Consider the following 18,790-nt stretch of genomic DNA (forward strand, 5'->3'; position numbering starts at 1 on the left):
ACCGTGCCGTCCGGGTTGATGGTCAGCGGACCGCTGTTGGTCGGCGTCAGGGTGATCTGCGTCGGCACCACCGCCACGCCATCGAGCGTGTCGTTGCTCAGTACGTTGATCACCGCCGTTCCACCGGCCGTGCCCGAGACCGGACCGGCGATGTCGTTGACCGCGTCGATCGCCGCCGCAGCCACCACCACCGTCACCACCGCACTATCGCAATTGGCAGGATTGGATTGCTCGCAGATCTGGTAGGTCGCCGTGTAGGTTCCGGCAGGAGTGTTGGGCGCTACATCCACGCTGCCGCTGGGATTGATCGTCAGCGGACCACTGTTGGTCGGTGTCAGCGTGACTTGCGAGAGCCCTGCAGGACCACCATCGACTGTGTCGTTGGACAGTACATTGACGACGCCGACGCCACCGGCGTTTCCGTTCAACGGTCCAGCGCTGTCGTCGACCGCCTGGATGACTGCGGGCGACACGACAAGGGTCACCAATGCCGTATCGCAGTTGGTCGGATTGCTTCGCTCGCAGATGCGATAGGTCAGCGTATAGGTCGCGGCGGGTGTAGCGGGTGCAACCGTTACTTGTCCATTGCTCGTATTGAGCGATACGCCCGCATGACTGGCCGGGCCGACCAGACTCAAGTCCACACTGGCAAGGGTGGCCACCGCGCCATTGAGGCTGTCGTTGGCCAGGACATCGGCAACGGCAATTCCTCCGGCAAGTCCGGGTACGGGACTCGCACTAGCATCGTCGTCGTTGGCTACCAGCGGATTGGCCAATACCGTGATCGGTGGCGTGGTGCTGGTGTTGTCACCGGGGTTCGGATCGGTGACGGAAGGCGGCATCAGAACGCTGGCGGTATTGGCGCCAATGGTCGCCGGCGTCGCCAATGGCGCAGTGCCGGCGATATCGATCACGACCGCGCCGCCTACGGCAAGTGTTACCGACAAGTTGAGGTTGCCGGTACCCGCAGCCGCGCTGCAGCTCGAGCCTGCCGAGACAGGCGCGCACGTCCAGCTGATCGCGCTCAATTCGCCGGGCAACGTGTCGATGACGGTCACGCCCGACGCCAGAGAAGGGCCGGCATTGCTGACTTGTATGCGATAAGCGACCTGGGATCCGGCCAGCGCCGGCGAAGCGCTGATCAGCGTTTTTAAAACAGTCACGTCGGCCTGCAGCGCAAGCGCATTGCTGTCGGTGGCGCTGTTGTTGCCGGCCGCCGGATCGGAGGTGTCCCCCGGCAGCGTTACGGTGACCGTGTTGGATAGGGTACCGGGGTAAGTCTGGGCGGATGCGTTGGAACCTGCCGTCAAGGCAGCCAGGAATATCGAAGCCGCTACGGCGTAGCGCACTAGCAGAACACTCGCGCCGGTGGATATCGGTCGCGGTAGTGCAGGAGCGTGCTGTTGCATAACCGTGTCCCCGCCGTACGTGGCTACCGCGTTTTCCCTACTGGCCATTTGCGTTCCCCAATCCATTGCCTGTCGTTCTTGCGTAGACCTGCTTCGAATCAATACGCTGCGGGGTCGGCGCTAAACGCAACGGGTACGGTGATCGTGGCTTGCCCGCCCGCGGCAAGATCGACGGTGACGCTGATGCTCTGTTGTCCTGGCGCACCACCGCTGGCGGCAGTGCAGGTGCCGCCGGTTGCGATACAGATCCAGGGGGCCGAGAGCGTCGCGCCGGTGGGAAGGGTGTCGTTGACGACCGCGCCAGCGACCGGATCCGGTCCGGCGTTGCTCACGGTGATCGAATAAGTAGCGGTATTGCCCGGCGTGTAAGTGCCGCTTCCGTCGGACTTGGTGATCGACACATCCGCCTGGCGAGTTCGATTGGTGATCCGGCAGGTGAGGGTGACCGGGTCGGGCGTCAGCGCGGGAGCCGATAGCGAGAAGCTGCTTCCGGTACCGGAACTTATCTGGGTTCCGTTTTGGTCGGTGCACGCCCAGGTGCTGATATAGCGGCCGAGCGTGGTGCCGGTGCCGGCGGCTTCCGCCAAGTCGTACGCCGCTCCTGGCGTGGTGACTGCAGGCGCGGTCGCACCGCCGTTGCCAACGTCGCTGGCCGAAGCCACCACGGTACCGCTTTGACTTACGCTTAGATTGAACAGGCCGGGATCTTCCGCCGGTTGCAGCACTTTCGCCAAGGTCAGCAACGCGGCGCAGGACCGCGCGATGCCTTCGACCGTGAAAACCGCGTTGCCCACCCGGGTGCCGAGCAAGCCCAGCAGGTTATCGACCAAGCCACCCAGCAGCGCGTTGAACGCCGGTTGCAGCACGGCGGTGGCGGTCGATCCCAGACTGGCCTCGACCGCGCTGACCACCGAATTCAAGATCGGCACCAATGCAGGTGGCACGCCGATCGGCAGGCCCAGCAGCGTCACCGTCGGCGTGCCGCTGGTGACGTTGATATCCAGATTGTTCAACAGACCCACGACCAATGTTCCTGCGCTCACCGTTCCGCTGCTTGCGGTACGGGTTTGCGGATAGGGTGCGTTGACGGTAAAACTCTGAAGCGATGGAGATCCGGTCGCCGCTGCGCGTGCCGTCACGGTCAAGGGAACGCGCACCGCGACCAAGCCAACGCCTGACAGGTTGACGTTGAACCGAAGATCGAGATTGTTGATGATGACGGGAGTGACCACCGCATCAGTGATCACGGTGGTGCGATTGAAGAACACGCTGTCGGCCACGGTGCCGACATAGAAATTCACCAGGCCCGGACGAGCATTGAAGCTCACCGTGCCGGCAAGCGCATCCACGGCGGTGATGGTGCCTTCGGCGCGTGCTATGTCCGCATAGAGCTGCAACTTAAGCACGTCCGCAGTCAGGGTGACGTTGGTCAGTCCCAAGCCAAGCGCATTGATCGCATTGATGACCGCCTGCAGATCCAGACCCTGCGCCACATCGACGTTGAGCTTTACGCGTATGGCGCCGGTGTGGAACGAGACGCCTTGCGGTCCGCAGACGTAGACGGGAGGTTCTACTACTTGCAACCACAGCTGCAGGTTGGCCAAGCCGGTCAAACCCAATGCTGCCGTGTTGACGGTGATGGGCTGCGGCGTAGTCAGAACGTTGCGGTAGTTGTAGAGCTGCGCCGCGCCGGTCACCAGATCCAGCAGATCCAATTCCACCAACGCAAGCGAACCAGGCGGCAATGCGATCTGCAGCAAGTCCGAAAGGCGAATGGTGCCAACCAAACCTGGCACGCCCAGCGGCAAAGCGTTCAGCGCATTGGCCGCTGCCGTGTTGCCATCGGCCTGCAAGACCTGCGCCATCGCCAATTGCAGCTGGCCCAAAGTTATATCGGAGTTGAGTATCTGGCTGGTATCGCTCAGGCCCAGGTTCACGCCCAGCTGCGCGATCAAGGCATTCAAGTTGATGTCGGACTGCGCCAATGCATTCCAGTCCAGCACGCTCGCGTTGACCGTGGTTCCGGGCAATAGCGCACTTAACAGCAAGTTGAGCAAAGGCCCTTGGGTACTGTCCACCTGCACCAGACGCGGGCCTGCCGACACGCATGCGCCGGCGGTACATCCGGCTTGGGCGAGAGCCGGCGGCGAGACCGAAAATAAGGCGAGCGCCGACAGGCAAACCGCCAATGCCATGCGCAAGCATCGTCCGCGTGCGCACATCCCCATAACCGAACGATGCTTCATCGGCTCACTCCCCATGTAGTCGATGCCGTAGCGCCAGCAAGTCTTTTGCCGCCGGGAGGTACCGGTTCCCCACTACTTCGGGGATTAATAGGGCGCGTTACAACGGCGGTCAACCTGTCATAAGTGTGATTGGGGTTAGCGCGCCTTAGCGTTGAATTCGACTACTATCGGCGGCAGGGGAAATTGAATGCGCGTCAGCAGTTGACTACAACTTTCGGTAAGAGTTGTTTAGCAGTCAGAATCGCTTACATCGGTACTTGGGGGATTGAATGCTGTCGATGCCGTGCCGCATCCGCAAATTGCGGAACAGTGCCAAGCTGTCTCAGACCGAGCTGGCGATGCTTGTCGGTGTCCAGAGAAGCGCTGTTGCCCAATGGGAAAGTGAGAATGGAACTCATCCCAGCGTTGAACACCTGTCCAAGCTAGCAGTGGTCACGGGCGCTACCTTCGAATGGCTGGCGACCGGCAGAGGCTCGGATAACAGCGCTTTTTCCGCTGAATCCGACACTGCCGCGGTCGCTTGGGATTTCGCCCAAGACGATATCGAAAGCCGGGTGCTTGAACTTTTGCGTCAGATGCCGCTGAAAAAGCAGCTTGTGGCATGCAAGCTGCTGGAAGCCTTGATCGGTCCCTAGTATCCGCGGTTCTTCTCGCTCCGCCTTGTCGGAGATGCGCACTTAGATCGAGCGAATTCGTTCGCGTGGCACTCGCTGGGCGTCCTACATGATGTGCGGTGCTCTTCCCGCAACGTCGATGCAAAGGGATGGCTATCCTGTTTCCGTTTCCCAACGGAGCGGCCCAAGCGCCCTTATTGCGGGCTGCGCACCGTAAATATTTCACAGTCAACCAGTCGGATGATTGGAGAAATTCGCGACACCGCCTTTAGATCGTTTCAAAGTGCTCTGTAAGCCCGATTACAACGCCAAGCCGTTTATCGCTTCACCACTGGCCGCGGCGGCATCTCGCAAGAATGACGCCTAGGCCTGCAAGGACGCCATGTCGATCACGAAGCGATAACGCACATCCGAGCGTTCCATCCGTTCGAAAGCCTCGTTGATTTGGTCCATGCGGATCATTTCGCAATCGGGCAGGATGTTCTTGCGTGCGCAGAAGTCGAGCATCTCCTGGGTCTCGCGGATGCCGCCGATGGGCGAACCGGCGATCCGGCGCCGTCCCAGAAGCAACGGAACGGTGTTCGGCTCGTCGATTGGGCCGAGTTGACCGACGATCACCAGCGTGCCGTCGACATCCAGCAGCGGCAGGTAAGGGTTGAGATCGTGCTTGACCGGAACAGTGTCGATGATGAGGTCGAAACCGAACTGCGCTTTCGACATGGCCTCTTCCTCCGAGGAGACGAGAAGCCGATCGGCGCCGAGGCTCAACGCGTCAGCCTCTTTGTCCCTGGTACGGCTCAGCACGGTCACATCGGCGCCCAAGCCGACCGCCAGCTTGACTGCCATATGGCCCAAGCCGCCAAGTCCGATGACACCGACGCGGCTGCCCGGGCCGACGTTCCAGGTGCGCAGTGGCGAATAGGTGGTGATACCGGCGCACAGCAGCGGCCCGACGCGGGAAAGATCCAGTCCGCCCGGCACGCGCAGCGCGAACTCCTCCCGGACCACCAGATGCTTGGAGTAACCGCCGTAGGTGATCTCTTGCGTAACGCGGTCGCGGTCGTTGTAGGTTTGCGTCATGCCTTCGCGGCACAACTGCTCCTCGCCCTTACGGCACCGGTCGCAGTGTTGGCAGGAATCGACCATGCACCCGACCGCGACCGCGTCGCCGACTTTGTAGCGCGTGACTTCGCTGCCGACCTCGGTTACGCGGCCGACGATCTCATGGCCGGGAACGACCGGGTACGTGCTCCAACCCCAGTCGTTGCGGGCCTGGTGCAGGTCGGTGTGGCAGATGCCGCAATAGAGAATTTCCATCGCGACGTCGTTCGGACGCAGGTCGCGCCGTTCGAAAGCGAACGGCGCGAGCGGCGAGTGGGTGGTTTGAGCTGCATATCCGATGGTTTTCATGGTGCGGTCCTGTTTTTTCCGTATTCGTTTGTTCGTTCGCGGAGTGTCGGCGGTTAGCGACCCACCAACCCCGCCAGGTGCGGCGGATAGCGATCGCCCTCGACTTTGATGGCCGACAGAGCGGTCTCGATTCCGCGGAGTTCGTCGCTAGTCAGTTCCACTTCCGCCGCGCCCGTGTTCTCCTTCAGGCGATGCAGTTTGGTGGTGCCCGGGATCGGAACGATCCACGGCTTTCGCTCCAGCAGCCAGCCGAGCGCGATCTGCGCCGGTGCGACCTGTTTTTTCGCTGCGATCTGTCCGATGAGGTCGACGAGGACCTGGTTCGCCTTGCGGGATTCCGCCGAGAAACGGGGAACGAGGTTGCGGAAGTCGGAACTGTCGAAGGTCGTGTCCGCGCTGATCGCGCCGGTCAGGAACCCTTTGCCCAAAGGACTGAAGGGCACGAAGCCGATGCCGAGCTCCTCCAGCGTCGGCAGGATTTCCTCTTCCGGTTGTCGCCACCACAAGGAGTATTCGCTTTGCACCGCCGTAATCGGCTGGACCGCATGGGCGCGTCGGATGGTCTGCGCGCCCGGTTCGGACAGGCCGAAGTGTCGGACCTTGCCTTCGGCGATCAGCTCTTTAATCGCGCCCGCTACGTCTTCGATCGGCACGTTCGGATCGACCCGGTGCTGATAGAACAGATCGATGACCTCCGTCTTCAGCCGCTTGAGCGAGGCCTCGGCGACCTGCTTGATATGCTCCGGCCGACTGTCCAAGCCGCGTTGTTTGCCATCGGCCGGATCGATATCGAAACCGAACTTGGTGGCGATGACCACCTGTTCGCGGAATGGGGCAAGGGCTTCGCCGACGAGTTCTTCGTTCGCGAAAGGACCGTAGACTTCCGCCGTGTCGAAAAAGGTGATGCCCAATTCGCAGGCGGAGCGGATAAGGTCTATCGCCTGCTGCTTGTCGGTGGCCGGGCCGTAGCCGTAGCTCAGACCCATGCAGCCGAGCCCGAGAGCCGAAACTTCCAGGCCGCTGTTGCCCAGGATGCGCTTTTCCATTTTCTTGCTCCTGTCGAATCGGGAATCAAGTCTGGCCCACCCATCCGGCTTTGATTAGACAGGACAATTCGAATGGACTTATGCTTTCTGCTCATCAATCCGGGTGGGCGATCCGATGCCGCGCGAGAACTACAACGACCTGCTCGCCTTTCTCGCTGTGGCTCGGGAACGCAGCTTCACCCGTGCCGCGGCGCAACTCGGCGTATCGCAATCCGCTCTCAGCCACACCATCCATGCGCTCGAAAAACGGCTGGGCCTGCGCCTTCTCACCCGCACCACCCGCAACGTTTCCCCCACTGAAGCAGGCGAGCGCCTGTCGCGCGAACTCGGACCGCACTTCCAGGACATCGATGTGGCCGTGGCGGCACTGGGAGAACTGCGCGACAAACCCAGCGGCACGATCCGCATCACCACCAGCGAACACGCCTGCATCACTCTTCTGTGGCCGGTTCTGGAGAAGTTCCTACCGGAGTACCCGGATGTCAGCGTCGAGGTGGTGACCGATGCGAAGTTCACCGACATCGTGGCCGAACGTTTCGACGCCGGGATCCGCCTGGGAGAATCGATAGCCAAGGACATGGTGGCCGTGCCGATCGGGCCGCCGATGCGCCTCGTAGTGGTCGGCACGCCCGACTATCTGAACTCGCGGCCTGCGGTCGAGACGCCGCGCGACCTTACCCATCACGACTGCATCAACATCCGTTTCCTGACTCATGGTGGGCTCTACACCTGGGAGTTCGAGAAGGGCGATTCCGTGCTCAATGTACGGGTCGAGGGACGCCTCACCTTCAACGGCATCGCGCAGATCCTCACCGCCGTGCGCGCCGGCTTCGGACTTGCCTACCTGCCGGAGGACATGGTTGAAGCGGACATCGCGGCCGGAAGATTGCGGCAAGTGCTGGACGACTGGTGCCCGCTGTTCGCCGGCTACCATCTCTACTATCCCAGCCGCCGCCAGCACTCGCCAGCGTTTTCCCTGCTGGTCGATGCGTTGCGGTATCGACAATCCGGTGCGCCGACCGGCTGAATCCGAAATCGAAGCGATCACTCTGTGAGGTCGCCGTTCCCGGCCAAATCCAAAAAACGATTCGGTGGTAAATCCTCTAACAGACCGTTATTCGAAAAAAACGAACTCTGGCCCGCGTCTGATTCATGAATGCATGCGTCGCGTCGCTCTGGAAGACCCACGCTTGGTTGCTGAGCTGCCTTTCTTTATCGCCAATCTTCAGTGTCAGTGTGCCCTCCACGACGATGACCTGCACGTACCAACCGGCGGGATCGGCGCCCGCGGAATACGTATCCCCGGGTTGGAGCAACCACTCCCAGGTCTCGGTCTCTTTGCGTGCGGGAATGCTCGACAGCAGCGTGCCCCGCCCGCCTTTCTCCCCCGTCCACCCCAGCCGGTCCACTGTCAGGCGGGCTGTCTGTCCCGCCTCGCGCACCAGATCGGCCAGGGAAGCGCCGAGCGCGATGCCCAGGCGATCCAAAGTGGAAGTGCTCACGCTGGTCGAGCCGCGTTCAATGGCGCCGATCATGCGCAGGCTGACTCCCGAAGCATCGGCCAATGTTTTCTGACTCAGGCCGATTGCTTGGCGGCGCATCCGGACGTTGTGGGCAACGTGGGCAAGGAATGCAGGAATGGCTTGACTAGGCAAAATATTGCTCTTCTACTTTAGGTAGTATTTTGCTTATACGGGGTCCAGACCGATGTTTCCAGCTGCAATCCGCCGACGTGAGTTCGTGGGCGCGGTGACCGCATCCCTCCTATTTTGGTCCGCCCAGGCCGCGGCTGCCCCCGCGGGGCCAGACCACACTGGATCTGCAGAGATCAGCCTTACTTCGGCTCAGGTGGCTGAAGATCTGGAGCTTGCGATCGACGCCATGGAGGCCGCGCTTCCGGACCTCTACTGGCATCAGTCGAAACATGAGTGGGAGGACGGAAAGGCGCGGGCCCGCACCAGCAGTCGGCAAGCGACGGACCCGGAGGGCCTTTATGCGTCCTTGCGGCCGCTGGTTAGCCAGGTGGGCGAAGGACACATGACCCTCGCTCGCTCCGATGCGATGAAGACGCGTGAGCGGCTTGCGGAAAGCCTGCTGCCTCTTGATATGCACTGGACCGAGACGGCAGCGACAGTCACGCAGGGATACGGTGAGGCCTCGGACATCCCTGTCGGCACCCGCATTGAGTCTATTGACGGCGAGTCGAAGGCCGTCCTCGTTGAGGAATTGATGGCGATATTCGGACACGATGGACACATTCCCACAGGTGCGATGCGCGATGGCGAGGGCCAGGGCTACGCACTCGGTCGTTACAGGCTAAGAGGGGTCGAGCGATCGTTCGATTTAGGACTGGTGTATCCGGATGGCCGGGGAGTGCGCAGGACCGTTCGTGGGGTGCCCTATGCCGCGCGCGCGCGCAAGCCGGCCTCCGCAGTATCGCCGCTTGCCACGCTTACCTGGCCGGCGCCGGGCATCGCACTGCTACGCGTACCCACCCTAAGCAACCGCAAATATCGTGATGTGGGCGCCTCGTTCGCGGAAACGATGAAGAACCTGTTCGGTGAGGTTGCCCAGAACCACGCGACGTCGATGATCCTGGACTTGCGCGACAACGGAGGCGGATCCGAGGGAAATGAAAACCTCGTCTTTTCCTACCTCGTCAAAGATCCCATCCGGAAGTATCGCTCGGTCACGGCGCGAGGACAGAATCTCACGGTCACCAGCCTGACTGGCAAGATCTATACGCACCAAGTGTTCGATGACGATGAGCTTAGACTGCAAACCATTGCGCGCGATGGGCGACTATTGCGCAAGAACCTGGCACCAGAAGGGCTGATGAGCGGTTGGGGCCGATCACATCCGGTGTTCACCGGAACGCTCGTCGTGTTGGTGGGCGGCAACACCTTTTCCGGCGGCGCGGAACTTGCTTCCATGTTGTCCCACACCCAACGAGGCAGCTTCATCGGCGAAGAGGTGGCCGGCACCCACGCCGGCAATACCAGTGGGTATCTCTGGGACATCGAACTACCGCACAGCGGGATCACCTTATCGGTACCACTGCTGAAGTTCCAATTCGATTGGACGGACGAACGTCCCGGCAGGGGCGTCCTGCCGGATATCCCAGTTGCGCCCTCTGCCGTGGACAGTAGCCCGCAATCCGATGAGGCCGTTGCACGAGCGCTTCAGTTGCTGACTTCTTTGAAGAGGTAGCGCCGGCGGTCAACATGACAGGCCTTACTTCATTTCGATACGCAGAAGGCGCAGGCCGAATAGGCCGCTGGTTCTCCGGCCGCTGGAGGCGACCAACTTTATCGTGACGCCTCGCCGAATAGCGGCTTGGGCGAGGTCTTTAGGCAAAGCGATCTTGCGCTCGACGAATGTGTCCTTCGCATCCCCCTGCAACTCGATCGTCGTCAGTCGGCGTCCCTCGACCAGAAGGTCGAAGCCTTCGTTGCGGTCTCCGCCGTAGAAGGTAAGCAGCAGTTCGAGGTTGGTGGCTGGATCGGTGCCGCCTCGTGCTTTCAGCCGATAGGAAATCCACTGGCCGGTGTCGCGCCAGTGGCGTCCCACACGGACGCCGGCGCTGCTGTCTTCGCCCTGGTACTGATGGTCGACTTCAGGCTGCTGTTCGCCCGGAATCACTTGATCCAGGGTGCGTTCCTCCAGCGCCTGTCGCTGACGTTCGTCGGCCTCGATCTGGCGGACCACGGCGGGATAAGCAGACGCGGTGGCGGTACGCCAGTACACGACGTAGCGCGCGTCGTGCACACGGAACAGCGGCTCCAACTGTAATGCGTTGAACGCGGTAGGTCGGATCAGCTCACCGGCCTCGAAGGTGAGCGGGCGTCCGGGCATCGCCCTGACCTGCGCCGCGAGCGCCTCTCGATCGCCGACCAGCATCGGCGCACGCTCCAATGGCAGATACGGGCCCGGAGCGATGTGGCTACCGCGACCATCGTCGGCGACCATCCCATCCAGCTCCTCGGTACCGGTGCGCGCGGCCAGCACGATCGGGCCATGCATTAGCGCGATGTAATCCGAACTATCCGGCAATCCTTCGGCGCGGGTGCGCATGGGCAAGTCGATCTCGACGGCATCTCCATTGGCCCACTCGCGCTCGATGCTGGCATAGGAGGACGGAGTGGACTGCAGCGGCCACGGCTTACCGTTGACGCGCACGTTGAGCGGTCCCTCCAACCAGTGCGGGTGGCGCAGACGCAGACGGAAGCGCTGCGGCCTGCACAGCTGCAGGGACAGCCGACTCGATTCCTCGTCGGGGAAGCGCGTGTCCTGGCGCAATACCAACTCGCGCTCGCGCCATTGCAGTTGCGAAGCCATATACAGATTGACGGTCAGCGACTGCGCGTCATGGGCATAGGCGAATGAACCATGGCGACCGTGGTTCTCGATGCCGGTGCCGACGCAGCACCAGAAGCATTCCTGCGGCTGCGAATAGACCCGGTAGTGGCGTGGACGGATCGGAGTGAAGTAGACCAGGCCGCCATGCTGTGGATGCTGGCTGGAGAGAATGTGGTTGAAAAGCGTGCGCTCGTAGAAATCGGCGTAGCGCGGTTGCGGATCCAGCCGGTACAGCTGCGTGCTCAGTCGCAGCATGTTGTAGCTGTTGCAAGTCTCCGGCCCTTCCGGCGATCCCACCATCGCGCTGAAATCGTCGGTGGGATTGAAGTGCTCGCGCACGCTGTTGCCGCCGAAGGCGACGCTGCGGCGCTTGGTCACCGTTTCCCAGAAGAATGCCGCCGCGTCGATCCAAGCCTGATCATTGTCCAGTTCGCCGATGCGTGCGAAGCCGATGACTTTGGGAATCTGGGTGTTGGCGTGCAGACCATCCAATGCGTCTTCGCGGCGTAGTAGCGGATCCAGCAGCGCGCGATGAGAGTAGCGCCGCGCCAGCGTCAAATAGCGCCGGTCGCCGGTGATGGCGTAGACGTCGGCCAGCACCTCGTTCATGCCGCCATGTTCGGTGGCGAGCAGCGCCTGCATCTGCTGCTCATCGAGTCCGGCTACCAGGCGATCGGCCCAATCGGCGAAGGCGATCAGCATCTCGCGCGCCTGACGGCTGCCCGCATAAAGCCAGGCATCGCGCAGGCCGGCGAACATCTTGTGCAGGTTGTAGAACGGCACCCACGCATTGCCCAGCGAAAAAGAACTGGCATCGACTGTGCCCGCCGCCACGCTGTTCCACAGCACGCGGCCATTGGGAACGGCGCCAACATAACCGTCGCCGTTGGCCTGCTGGCAAGCGGCCAGTTCCGCCACCATGTAGTCGAGGCGTTGCCGCAGCTCGCCATCGCCCTGAGAGGCTTCCTGGGCCAAGGCCGACAAGTAGTGCCCGGCCGTATGCCCGTCCAGACCCATCGACTCCCAGTTGGGATATTTTGACGCGCGCGGCGCCAACGCCGCTTCGATCCGATAAGGCGCGACCAAACGGTCCACCGCCAGCGCGGCCAGATAGCGACGGTTGAGCGCATGGGAGCGGGCGAACACGCCTTCGCCGAGGTGGATATCGGCAAGCGCGAACATCTGGGTAACACCGGTTCCGAAGGTGGCGCTATCAGCCCATGCAAGACGCGGCACAGCCGCGACCAAGGCGAGGGATTTGACGAAGGCACGTCGACTGAGTCCGTTGGCGTAGTCGGTACTCATGAGAGGGATGTGTAGCAGACCGTGACGATGCGGCGTCGTCAAGGCTTTGACGTCGACGAGTCGGCGCTGGGAGTGAGACGAAACAGACGCGCGCCGTGCGGTGCGACCTGCGGTTTGAAAGTGCCGCTGACCGGCTTCAGCGGCGTGTGGCTCCACAGGTCCCGCACCTGCACCTGTCCCTGCAATCCGAGCGCAGCAAGTTCCACCGGAATCGGGCGACTGCTTGTTGCCGCGTCGGCATCGCGGGTGTCGAACACCGCCAGGTATTTGGCCCTGCCGTCCGCCGCATCGGCGACCCAGGCAATCAGCCCGTCGTCGGTGCGGAACAGTTGGCGGTTGTTCGCGCTGTGCTGGTTGACCGCGAGTACCTCGTCGTTGGTGAGCAAGGACAGGGTGAACGGATCGGTCCGGGTCAGATCGCCCCCGTGGATCAGCGGCGAGCGCGCGATGCTCCACAAGGTCATCAGTGTGATCTGCTCGTCGCGGGTGAAACGCGTTAGACGATCGAACTCGACGATGCCCAGCGGCAACATGTCCGCATCCGGCCAGGCGCCAGTGATCCGATACGGCGTCCACTCATGCAGGCGTTTGAACTGAGGCAGCAGCAGTTCCCAGCGATCCCAGAAATCGTCGCTGATCCGCCACATGTTGGCGTGCTGATTGACGTGAGCGCCGGCGGACAACGCAGTCTCGCCCGGCGAGGTGCTGAACACGATGGGCCGGCCGGTCTTATCGATCGCCTTGCGGATGGCCTCGATTTCGGCCCGGTTCTGATCGTAAGGGCGACTGAGATCGTCGACCTTGACGAAGTCCACGCCCCAGTCGGCCAGCTGCTGCATCAGCGAATCGTAGTAGGCCTGCGCACCCGGTTTGGACATGTCCACGCCATACATGTCCGGATTCCAGGTGCAGATACTGTTGATATTGGCGATGTCCGCGGCGCGCACGTGGGTGCCCAGGATCGGTGTGTTCTGCTTTACCGCCTGGCGCGGAATGCCGCGCATCATGTGAATGCCGAACTTCAACCCCTTGCCATGCACGTAGTCGGCCAGCGGCTTGAAGCCCTGGCCATCGGCGGCCGAGGGAAACTTCTCCGGCGCCGGCACCAAGCGACTGAAGCCGTCCATGGTCAGCGTGGCGCCTTCCTCATAGCCGTGACCCTTGGCGGTGGGTTGGTACCACTGGATATCCACCGTGATGTACTGCCAGCCATGCGCCTTGAGTTTGGCCGCCATGAAGTCGGCCTGCTGCTTGATCTGCGTTTCGGTCACCGTGGTGCCGAAGGCATCCCAGCTATTCCAGCCAAGCGGTGGCGTGGCGGCCCATTGATGGAAATCGTTCGATGGCGGCGCGGCGATAGCCGCTACAGTCGCCACGGACAGACTGCCGGTGAGCAGCAGGATACTTAGACGTCGCAGAAAGCTCGATTGACGCATGGACCACTCCCTTACCTCTGGGCGGCCCGGACAGCAGCCACGGAAGACGCGTTGGGACGCGTCCTGTGGGCAGGTTAGGACGGACGGTGACCGTGGGTCCAATGAAAAGATTCGTGGCAGCCATGCCAAGTTGACATGGTTCTTGCAATGATGCGGTCAAGGAGAACGATGAATACAAGCGAGTATCAGCAGCACGGCCGTACCGATGAGGCCGACGTTCAAAAGTATGCGGAGCCGGTTCCGACGTTTCTTGCGCGGTGCAATATCCGGCAAGTCGAACCAGTAGCTGCGACTTCCGTGGAGCGGAGACGACTGCTTCTTCTTTGGTGAGGCGGGAGACATGACATTCCTCTGTTCGAAGATCGGCGATCGAGGGGCTGCACGCCCCTCGTGTTCGCTTTAGGAAGGACTGGCCGCGCTTGAATTGAGCGAAACTTTTAGAAATGGAACAGATAGCCCGCCGAGATCCTGGTCTGCGTCGAACGTTCGACCAAAGGACTTTGCTTTATCTCGTCTCCCAGGCTGACCGTGCCGACGTCCAGGAAGAACGTGTGCCGCTGCGCAGGGCTGTAGTCGAGTCGGATGCCTGCTTCGACGTTGACGGTGGCGTCGCCTTCATAGAAGGGGCGATCCACCGTGGCTTCTTCTGGAAGGACGCCGTAGTAGTACGCGACGTACTTCTGGTCGACCCACTCCCCGACCACGCGCGGCGTCAGACCGAAACGGCCCATGCCGAAGCGGCGCTCTACCTGGACGCGGCCGCGCGAGCCTCCGCTGTTGTCCATCGCATCGGTCAGATATTCCGCAGACACCTCCGCGATCGAGTTTTTCCAGATGACAGCGCCACCTACCCAAACGCTGTCGTCGCGTTCCTCCATGCCTTGCAGGTAGTCCGACTCGTCGGTCTCGTAACCGTCCAAGGCGTAGCGTGCTCTCACTCGAAATTCCAGCACATCGCTTTCGTTGACCTTGAAATCGATCCGGCCGCCGTTGATGTCCAACCAGCGGTTCTCGAAATAGACGATCGGGATCGCCTTTGTCTCGTTGTCGTAGTCGCGGTATGGCCGCTCGATCACCGCGGCTCCCAAGCCAATGCCCCAGCGCGAGTTGTCCGCTTTCGTGGCCTCCACCTCTTGCGCGTGTGCCATCGTGGCGATTGCCCCGAGAGACAGGATTCCGAGCAGCTTCAAGCCTGCCGCTGACGGCAGACGACGTGGTCCCTCGTGACGCATCTTTCGAATCCTCTATTGGGCCGACCAACGATGAGCCGGCAAGTTGATGTCAGTTGTGTCCTGCTATCGGTATCCCGACTCCGCTGTGAGGCCACAGCAAACTCGCAGCTGGAATCAAGTCTTAATGACCGATCGGACGTTAGTGATCTTACGCTATAATGACCGTACGGTCGTTATCTGGCTGGAAGTAGTAAGCACGCATTCAGGCTTGAGAACCCGCGTCGGTCAGCGTCGTACCGGGGAACAAGACCAGCCCGCGATTGGCTAGAGGTAGGGCGTCCACGGTGGACGGAATTCCACCGGCTACACTCATTGGAGATCGGTAGCCTGTCGCGTTACGGACCCATCCGGATTCCCTGCTTCGGAAAATGCAGCAGCCCAATAGAGAGACATCGCCACGATGACGCAGGCAAAAAAGAAACCGAAAGAAAAGCCCGTCGTAAAGAAAAAAAGAACGCGGCTATCTCCCGAGGTCCGGCGCAAGCAGATATTGGATGCCGCGCTGATTGAATTCAGCGCCGTGGGTTTTGCCGCCACAAGCATCTCAGCGATTGCCAGGCGCGTAGGTATTTCAAAGGCCAATGTCTACGCCCATTTCTCCAGCAAGGACCAGATCTTCGAAACCCTGCTTCAAGCACTGTCTTCGGTGGGAAAGTCGCAGGGCAACTGGTCCAAGGTACAAGAAGCGCGAGACGTCGAGGAATTCGTCGACAACCTAATCGATGTGACCTATGAAGGCCTTACGCCCGAAGCCCTTGCCATCATGCGATTGCTGATTGCGGAAGGGCACCGCATTCCAGGCGTGCTGGCCAAATGGCATGAATCCAATCTCCAAGCGCGGGCGGGACGACAGAGCGACATCAATGAACAAGTGGCGGCAGGTCGCATGAAGGCCAATCCGCTCACGGAGCATTTCGAGTTCGCCATGACCCCGCTGGTGTACGCGGCCGTTGCGAAATTGATCTTCGGAGACGCCGCTACCGAAGAGGTGGAACGCATCAAAGATACGCACCGCAAACTGCTGCGCCAGCTGTTGTAGCTTCAATTGGTTCGTTGATGGGGATCCGCCGATAGATTCGTACTAGCCGACGCTCCAAGCAGCTTGCGCGTTTCACTAACGGTCTCAGCCCAGTCACGTCTGCAGCGGATTGTCGGGTCGACGCTGTCTCGACGACTTTTTCTTCCTCTTATCGTCACTGGTTCTAGCCGCAGCGCCTAACAACAAGCGACGGAACGTCGGGCATTCCAAATGGCTTGGCGCGGGACAGACGGCTGCGTGTCGCAAGCCATCGCGCATGGCGCTCAATTTGCGAATCGTTTCGTCCAACTCCTCCGCCTTGGCTGCGAGCGCATCCCGATCGATCTGGGTCCCGCCGTTGGGCGAGAACATGCGCGCGATTTCATCGAGCGAGAAGCCGGCAGAGCGCCCCAGGGCGATCAAGGCCAACCGTTCCAGCACGCCAGCGTCGAACAGGCGGCGGAGGCCGCGCCTGCCAACCGAGACGATCAAGCCCTTTTCGTCATAGAAACGAAGCGTCGAGGCAGGAACCCCGGACCGCTTCGCTACCTCGGCAATGTCCACATCCTACCCCTTGACCTCAAGTCGACTTGAAGTGGCACTGTGTTGCCTGTGCCGGGTAAAGGCAAGCGATGGGAGACGGTCATGGCCTATTTGATATGCAGCATTCTCATCGGAGCGGGAGCGACGATGGTGATGGATCTTTGGGCGATCGCGCGCAGGCGCCTGTTCGGCATCCCTCCACCGGACTATGGGCTGGTGGGTCGCTGGCTGGCCTATATGCCGCGAGGTCGCTTTCGCCACGATTCCCTCAAGGCCGCGCTACCCGTGAAGGGCGAGGCGCTCATCGGCTGGACCGCGCACTACCTGATCGGCGTTGCCTTTGCGGCGGTGCTGCTTGGCCTCTGGGGGCTCGCATGGATTCGCCACCCGTCGATCGGTCCCGCGCTAGCCGTGGGGATCGGCACCGTCGCGGCGCCGTTTCTGGTGATGCAACCGGGCATGGGCGCCGGCATCGCCGGAAACCGCACCCCCCGCCCTGCCGCCACCCGATTTCAAAGCCTGGTCACTCACACGATCTTTGGTCTCGGCCTCTACGCAGCGGGCTGGATTGCCAGTTCGTTGTGGACGTCGTAATCGCGTGCTCCCGAACCGACGCACTTATTCAATCAACTAATCAACCAACAACCTCCAACAGGAAAATCCAATGCGCATCCCTGCTCGCTTCGCTCCGATCCTCTTCGGCGCTCTTCTCTCGGCCGTGATGGTCGCCATCGTGTCCGCCTTCGTTCTGGCTATTAGCCAGGGTATCCACCCAGGGTTCGCGATGAAGTGGCTTAAAAGTTGTGCGACCACCTGGCCCGTGGCATTTGTCGCAGTGACGCTCCTTGCGCCTCGGGTACGCCAACTGGTTGTCCGTCTGACCGGTTAACGCGGGCGCTTATGTCTGCCGATCGTGCGTCGGGCGTGGCGTTCGCGCTGAAGCGCTGCCGCAAACCGATCTGAAGGGAAGCAGGACTGGTGCGGTCGCATTACGCAACCGATGGCCTGCTCCGCGACGCCTCAGACGAGCAATCCGTCTAGCGGTTTCACTTCCCGACTATCGGGGAACACGCGCGTTTCCAGGGCAGCCTCGGGCAACTGCAGCTGCTTCGTCAGTACGCCCTTGAACAACGCACGAAGATCGGTGGTCGTGCGCAGATCGCGGCCCTCGTTGAGATCGGACGCGCCCAGCCCCGGCCAGTCGCCTGCGATACGGCCGCCACGGACGCCACCACCGAGCAGAAACGCCACTCCACCGGTGCCATGATCGGTACCCCCGGTACCGTTGACCGCTGCGGTGCGGCCGAATTCGGTCACCACCAGCACTGTGGTCCGATCCCATCGCGCTGTCATACCGTCGCGATAGGCGCGCAACGCGTTGTCCAGCTCGGCCAGCTTGCGCGCCAGCACGCCGGCTTGATTGCCGTGCGTGTCCCAGCCGGAGTCCTCGACAAAACCGATACGCGGCCCCTCCGCTTTGCTCATGAAACGCGCCGCGGCCGCCATGGTCTGCGGCAACTGCACGCCCGCGCGTTTGCCTCCTTTGCCCTGCATGGCCATTTCGCCCGCAACTTCAGTTTCGATGGCGCGCGAGAATGCTTCCGCCAGCGCTGGGTCGGCCGCGTAGAGCGGCTGCAATCTCTGCAGCAGAATCGGATTGACTTCCTGCGGCAGCGGCGGCGACCAGGTGGTGGCTTCGCCCTCCCCGCGCAGGATCAGCGGCATCACCGTGGCGATCGCCAGACCTTCCGAGCCCGGCAACGCCGCCACACAGCGGTTGAGCCAACCGGTACTGCCGCCCGGTTTGGCAGTGCCGTTCTCAAGACAGTCCTGCGCATCGAAATGCGAACGCTGCCGATAGGGTGGCGCGACCGCCAGCACCGGCAGCAGCTGCTTGTCGGCATAGAGCTCGTGCATGAACTTGAGCGACGGATGCAGTGCGAAGCTGCCGTCTAGCTTGAGCGGATCTTTGGGCGCCAACGCACCTCGCAGACGGACATAGGCCGGATCGGCTATCGGCGGCAGTGCATGCAGACCATCTAGGCCGCCGCGCAGCAGTACAACCAGCATGCGCGTATCGCTGCCGGAAGCGAGCGCGTTCGTACCTGGCCAGAGCGTCAGAAACGAACTGGCCCCCAGCGCGGCGACGAACTGGCGTCGGGTCATGCTCAT

General features: G+C 61.7%; 16 protein-coding genes. 6 read left to right on the forward strand and 10 right to left on the reverse strand.

The features are described 5' to 3' along the window. Both AC1DTQ_RS18390 and AC1DTQ_RS18395 read right to left on the reverse strand, forming a co-directional pair. A partial coding sequence (locus AC1DTQ_RS18390) for a hypothetical protein (RefSeq protein WP_477851468.1) occupies positions 1-1,310 on the reverse strand: 1,310 nt, incomplete at its 3' end. Between the two features lie 197 nt (positions 1,311-1,507). Further along, a complete protein-coding gene (locus AC1DTQ_RS18395; RefSeq protein ID WP_477851469.1) occupies positions 1,508-3,604 on the reverse strand; it encodes a hypothetical protein in 2,097 nt (698 codons plus the stop codon). A gap of 320 nt (positions 3,605-3,924) precedes the next feature. Here AC1DTQ_RS18395 and AC1DTQ_RS18400 point away from each other — a divergent pair, with 320 nt between their 5' ends. After that, positions 3,925-4,290, forward strand: coding sequence for a helix-turn-helix transcriptional regulator (locus tag AC1DTQ_RS18400; RefSeq protein ID WP_477851470.1), 366 nt, complete (start codon positions 3,925-3,927; stop codon positions 4,288-4,290). A gap of 342 nt (positions 4,291-4,632) precedes the next feature. On the opposite strand, the gene AC1DTQ_RS18405 is transcribed toward AC1DTQ_RS18400, so the two are convergent. Further along, positions 4,633-5,679: an NAD(P)-dependent alcohol dehydrogenase gene (locus AC1DTQ_RS18405; protein WP_477851471.1), complete on the reverse strand. Its 1,047-nt coding sequence runs from the start codon at positions 5,677-5,679 to the stop codon at positions 4,633-4,635. 53 nt (positions 5,680-5,732) lie between these two features. Further along, a complete protein-coding gene (locus tag AC1DTQ_RS18410; protein ID WP_477851472.1) occupies positions 5,733-6,725 on the reverse strand; it encodes an aldo/keto reductase in 993 nt (330 codons plus the stop codon). Positions 6,726-6,840: 115 nt separating this feature from the next. On the opposite strand from AC1DTQ_RS18410, the gene AC1DTQ_RS18415 reads away from it, so the two are divergent. Then, positions 6,841-7,752, forward strand: a complete 912-nt coding sequence (locus AC1DTQ_RS18415) for a LysR family transcriptional regulator (RefSeq protein ID WP_477851473.1) — start codon at positions 6,841-6,843, stop codon at positions 7,750-7,752. Between the two features lie 76 nt (positions 7,753-7,828). Here AC1DTQ_RS18415 and AC1DTQ_RS18420 read toward each other — a convergent pair whose 3' ends face one another. After that, on the reverse strand, positions 7,829-8,380 hold the full coding sequence (locus AC1DTQ_RS18420) for a helix-turn-helix domain-containing protein (RefSeq protein ID WP_477851474.1): 552 nt from the start codon (positions 8,378-8,380) through the stop codon (positions 7,829-7,831). Between the two features lie 193 nt (positions 8,381-8,573). Between AC1DTQ_RS18420 and AC1DTQ_RS18425 the strand changes: the two genes are divergently transcribed. After that, positions 8,574-9,935 carry a S41 family peptidase gene (locus AC1DTQ_RS18425; protein ID WP_477851475.1) on the forward strand — a complete coding sequence of 454 codons (1,362 nt, stop codon included), beginning with the start codon at positions 8,574-8,576 and terminating at the stop codon, positions 9,933-9,935. Positions 9,936-9,959: 24 nt separating this feature from the next. On the opposite strand, the gene AC1DTQ_RS18430 is transcribed toward AC1DTQ_RS18425, so the two are convergent. The 3 genes from AC1DTQ_RS18430 to AC1DTQ_RS18440 all read right to left on the reverse strand — a co-directional run bounded on the left by AC1DTQ_RS18430 (position 9,960) and on the right by AC1DTQ_RS18440 (position 14,973). Next, positions 9,960-12,389 (reverse strand): glycoside hydrolase family 127 protein, encoded by a 2,430-nt coding sequence (locus tag AC1DTQ_RS18430; RefSeq protein WP_477851476.1) that lies wholly within the window; start codon positions 12,387-12,389, stop codon positions 9,960-9,962. 38 nt (positions 12,390-12,427) lie between these two features. Then, complete coding sequence (locus tag AC1DTQ_RS18435) at positions 12,428-13,825, reverse strand: glycoside hydrolase family 27 protein (protein ID WP_477851477.1); 1,398 nt, start codon at positions 13,823-13,825, stop codon at positions 12,428-12,430. Between the two features lie 437 nt (positions 13,826-14,262). Further along, positions 14,263-14,973: a MipA/OmpV family protein gene (locus AC1DTQ_RS18440; protein ID WP_477851479.1), complete on the reverse strand. Its 711-nt coding sequence runs from the start codon at positions 14,971-14,973 to the stop codon at positions 14,263-14,265. 484 nt (positions 14,974-15,457) lie between these two features. On the opposite strand from AC1DTQ_RS18440, the gene AC1DTQ_RS18445 reads away from it, so the two are divergent. Beyond that, the gene (locus AC1DTQ_RS18445) at positions 15,458-16,096 is read left to right on the forward strand and encodes a TetR/AcrR family transcriptional regulator (protein WP_477851480.1); all 639 of its coding nucleotides are present in this window, start codon (positions 15,458-15,460) and stop codon (positions 16,094-16,096) included. Between the two features lie 93 nt (positions 16,097-16,189). On the opposite strand, the gene AC1DTQ_RS18450 is transcribed toward AC1DTQ_RS18445, so the two are convergent. Beyond that, positions 16,190-16,639: a helix-turn-helix domain-containing protein gene (locus tag AC1DTQ_RS18450; RefSeq protein WP_477851482.1), complete on the reverse strand. Its 450-nt coding sequence runs from the start codon at positions 16,637-16,639 to the stop codon at positions 16,190-16,192. An 81-nt stretch (positions 16,640-16,720) separates the two neighbouring features. Here AC1DTQ_RS18450 and AC1DTQ_RS18455 point away from each other — a divergent pair, with 81 nt between their 5' ends. Then, positions 16,721-17,212, forward strand: coding sequence for a DUF2938 domain-containing protein (locus tag AC1DTQ_RS18455; protein ID WP_477851484.1), 492 nt, complete (start codon positions 16,721-16,723; stop codon positions 17,210-17,212). A gap of 70 nt (positions 17,213-17,282) precedes the next feature. Next, positions 17,283-17,507, forward strand: a complete 225-nt coding sequence (locus AC1DTQ_RS18460) for a DUF2798 domain-containing protein (RefSeq protein ID WP_477851486.1) — start codon at positions 17,283-17,285, stop codon at positions 17,505-17,507. A gap of 131 nt (positions 17,508-17,638) precedes the next feature. Here AC1DTQ_RS18460 and AC1DTQ_RS18465 read toward each other — a convergent pair whose 3' ends face one another. Then, entirely contained in the window at positions 17,639-18,790 is a 1,152-nt protein-coding gene (locus tag AC1DTQ_RS18465; RefSeq protein ID WP_477851487.1) for a DUF1501 domain-containing protein, read from the reverse strand.

Source organism: Pseudoxanthomonas sp. P4_B2 (genome assembly GCF_056402315.1).

Coding starts and splice junctions, on each gene's coding strand:
- AC1DTQ_RS18395 (WP_477851469.1), bottom strand. CDS start 3,604: ATGGCATTGGCGGTTTGCCTGTCGGCGCTCGCCTTATTTTCGGTCTCG.
- AC1DTQ_RS18400 (WP_477851470.1), top strand. CDS start 3,925: ATGCTGTCGATGCCGTGCCGCATCCGCAAATTGCGGAACAGTGCCAAG.
- AC1DTQ_RS18405 (WP_477851471.1), bottom strand. CDS start 5,679: ATGAAAACCATCGGATATGCAGCTCAAACCACCCACTCGCCGCTCGCG.
- AC1DTQ_RS18410 (WP_477851472.1), bottom strand. CDS start 6,725: ATGGAAAAGCGCATCCTGGGCAACAGCGGCCTGGAAGTTTCGGCTCTC.
- AC1DTQ_RS18415 (WP_477851473.1), top strand. CDS start 6,841: ATGCCGCGCGAGAACTACAACGACCTGCTCGCCTTTCTCGCTGTGGCT.
- AC1DTQ_RS18430 (WP_477851476.1), bottom strand. CDS start 12,389: ATGAGTACCGACTACGCCAACGGACTCAGTCGACGTGCCTTCGTCAAA.
- AC1DTQ_RS18435 (WP_477851477.1), bottom strand. CDS start 13,825: ATGCGTCAATCGAGCTTTCTGCGACGTCTAAGTATCCTGCTGCTCACC.
- AC1DTQ_RS18440 (WP_477851479.1), bottom strand. CDS start 14,973: ATGGCACACGCGCAAGAGGTGGAGGCCACGAAAGCGGACAACTCGCGC.
- AC1DTQ_RS18445 (WP_477851480.1), top strand. CDS start 15,458: ATGACGCAGGCAAAAAAGAAACCGAAAGAAAAGCCCGTCGTAAAGAAA.
- AC1DTQ_RS18455 (WP_477851484.1), top strand. CDS start 16,721: ATGGCCTATTTGATATGCAGCATTCTCATCGGAGCGGGAGCGACGATG.
- AC1DTQ_RS18460 (WP_477851486.1), top strand. CDS start 17,283: ATGCGCATCCCTGCTCGCTTCGCTCCGATCCTCTTCGGCGCTCTTCTC.
- AC1DTQ_RS18465 (WP_477851487.1), bottom strand. CDS start 18,790: ATGAGCATGACCCGACGCCAGTTCGTCGCCGCGCTGGGGGCCAGTTCG.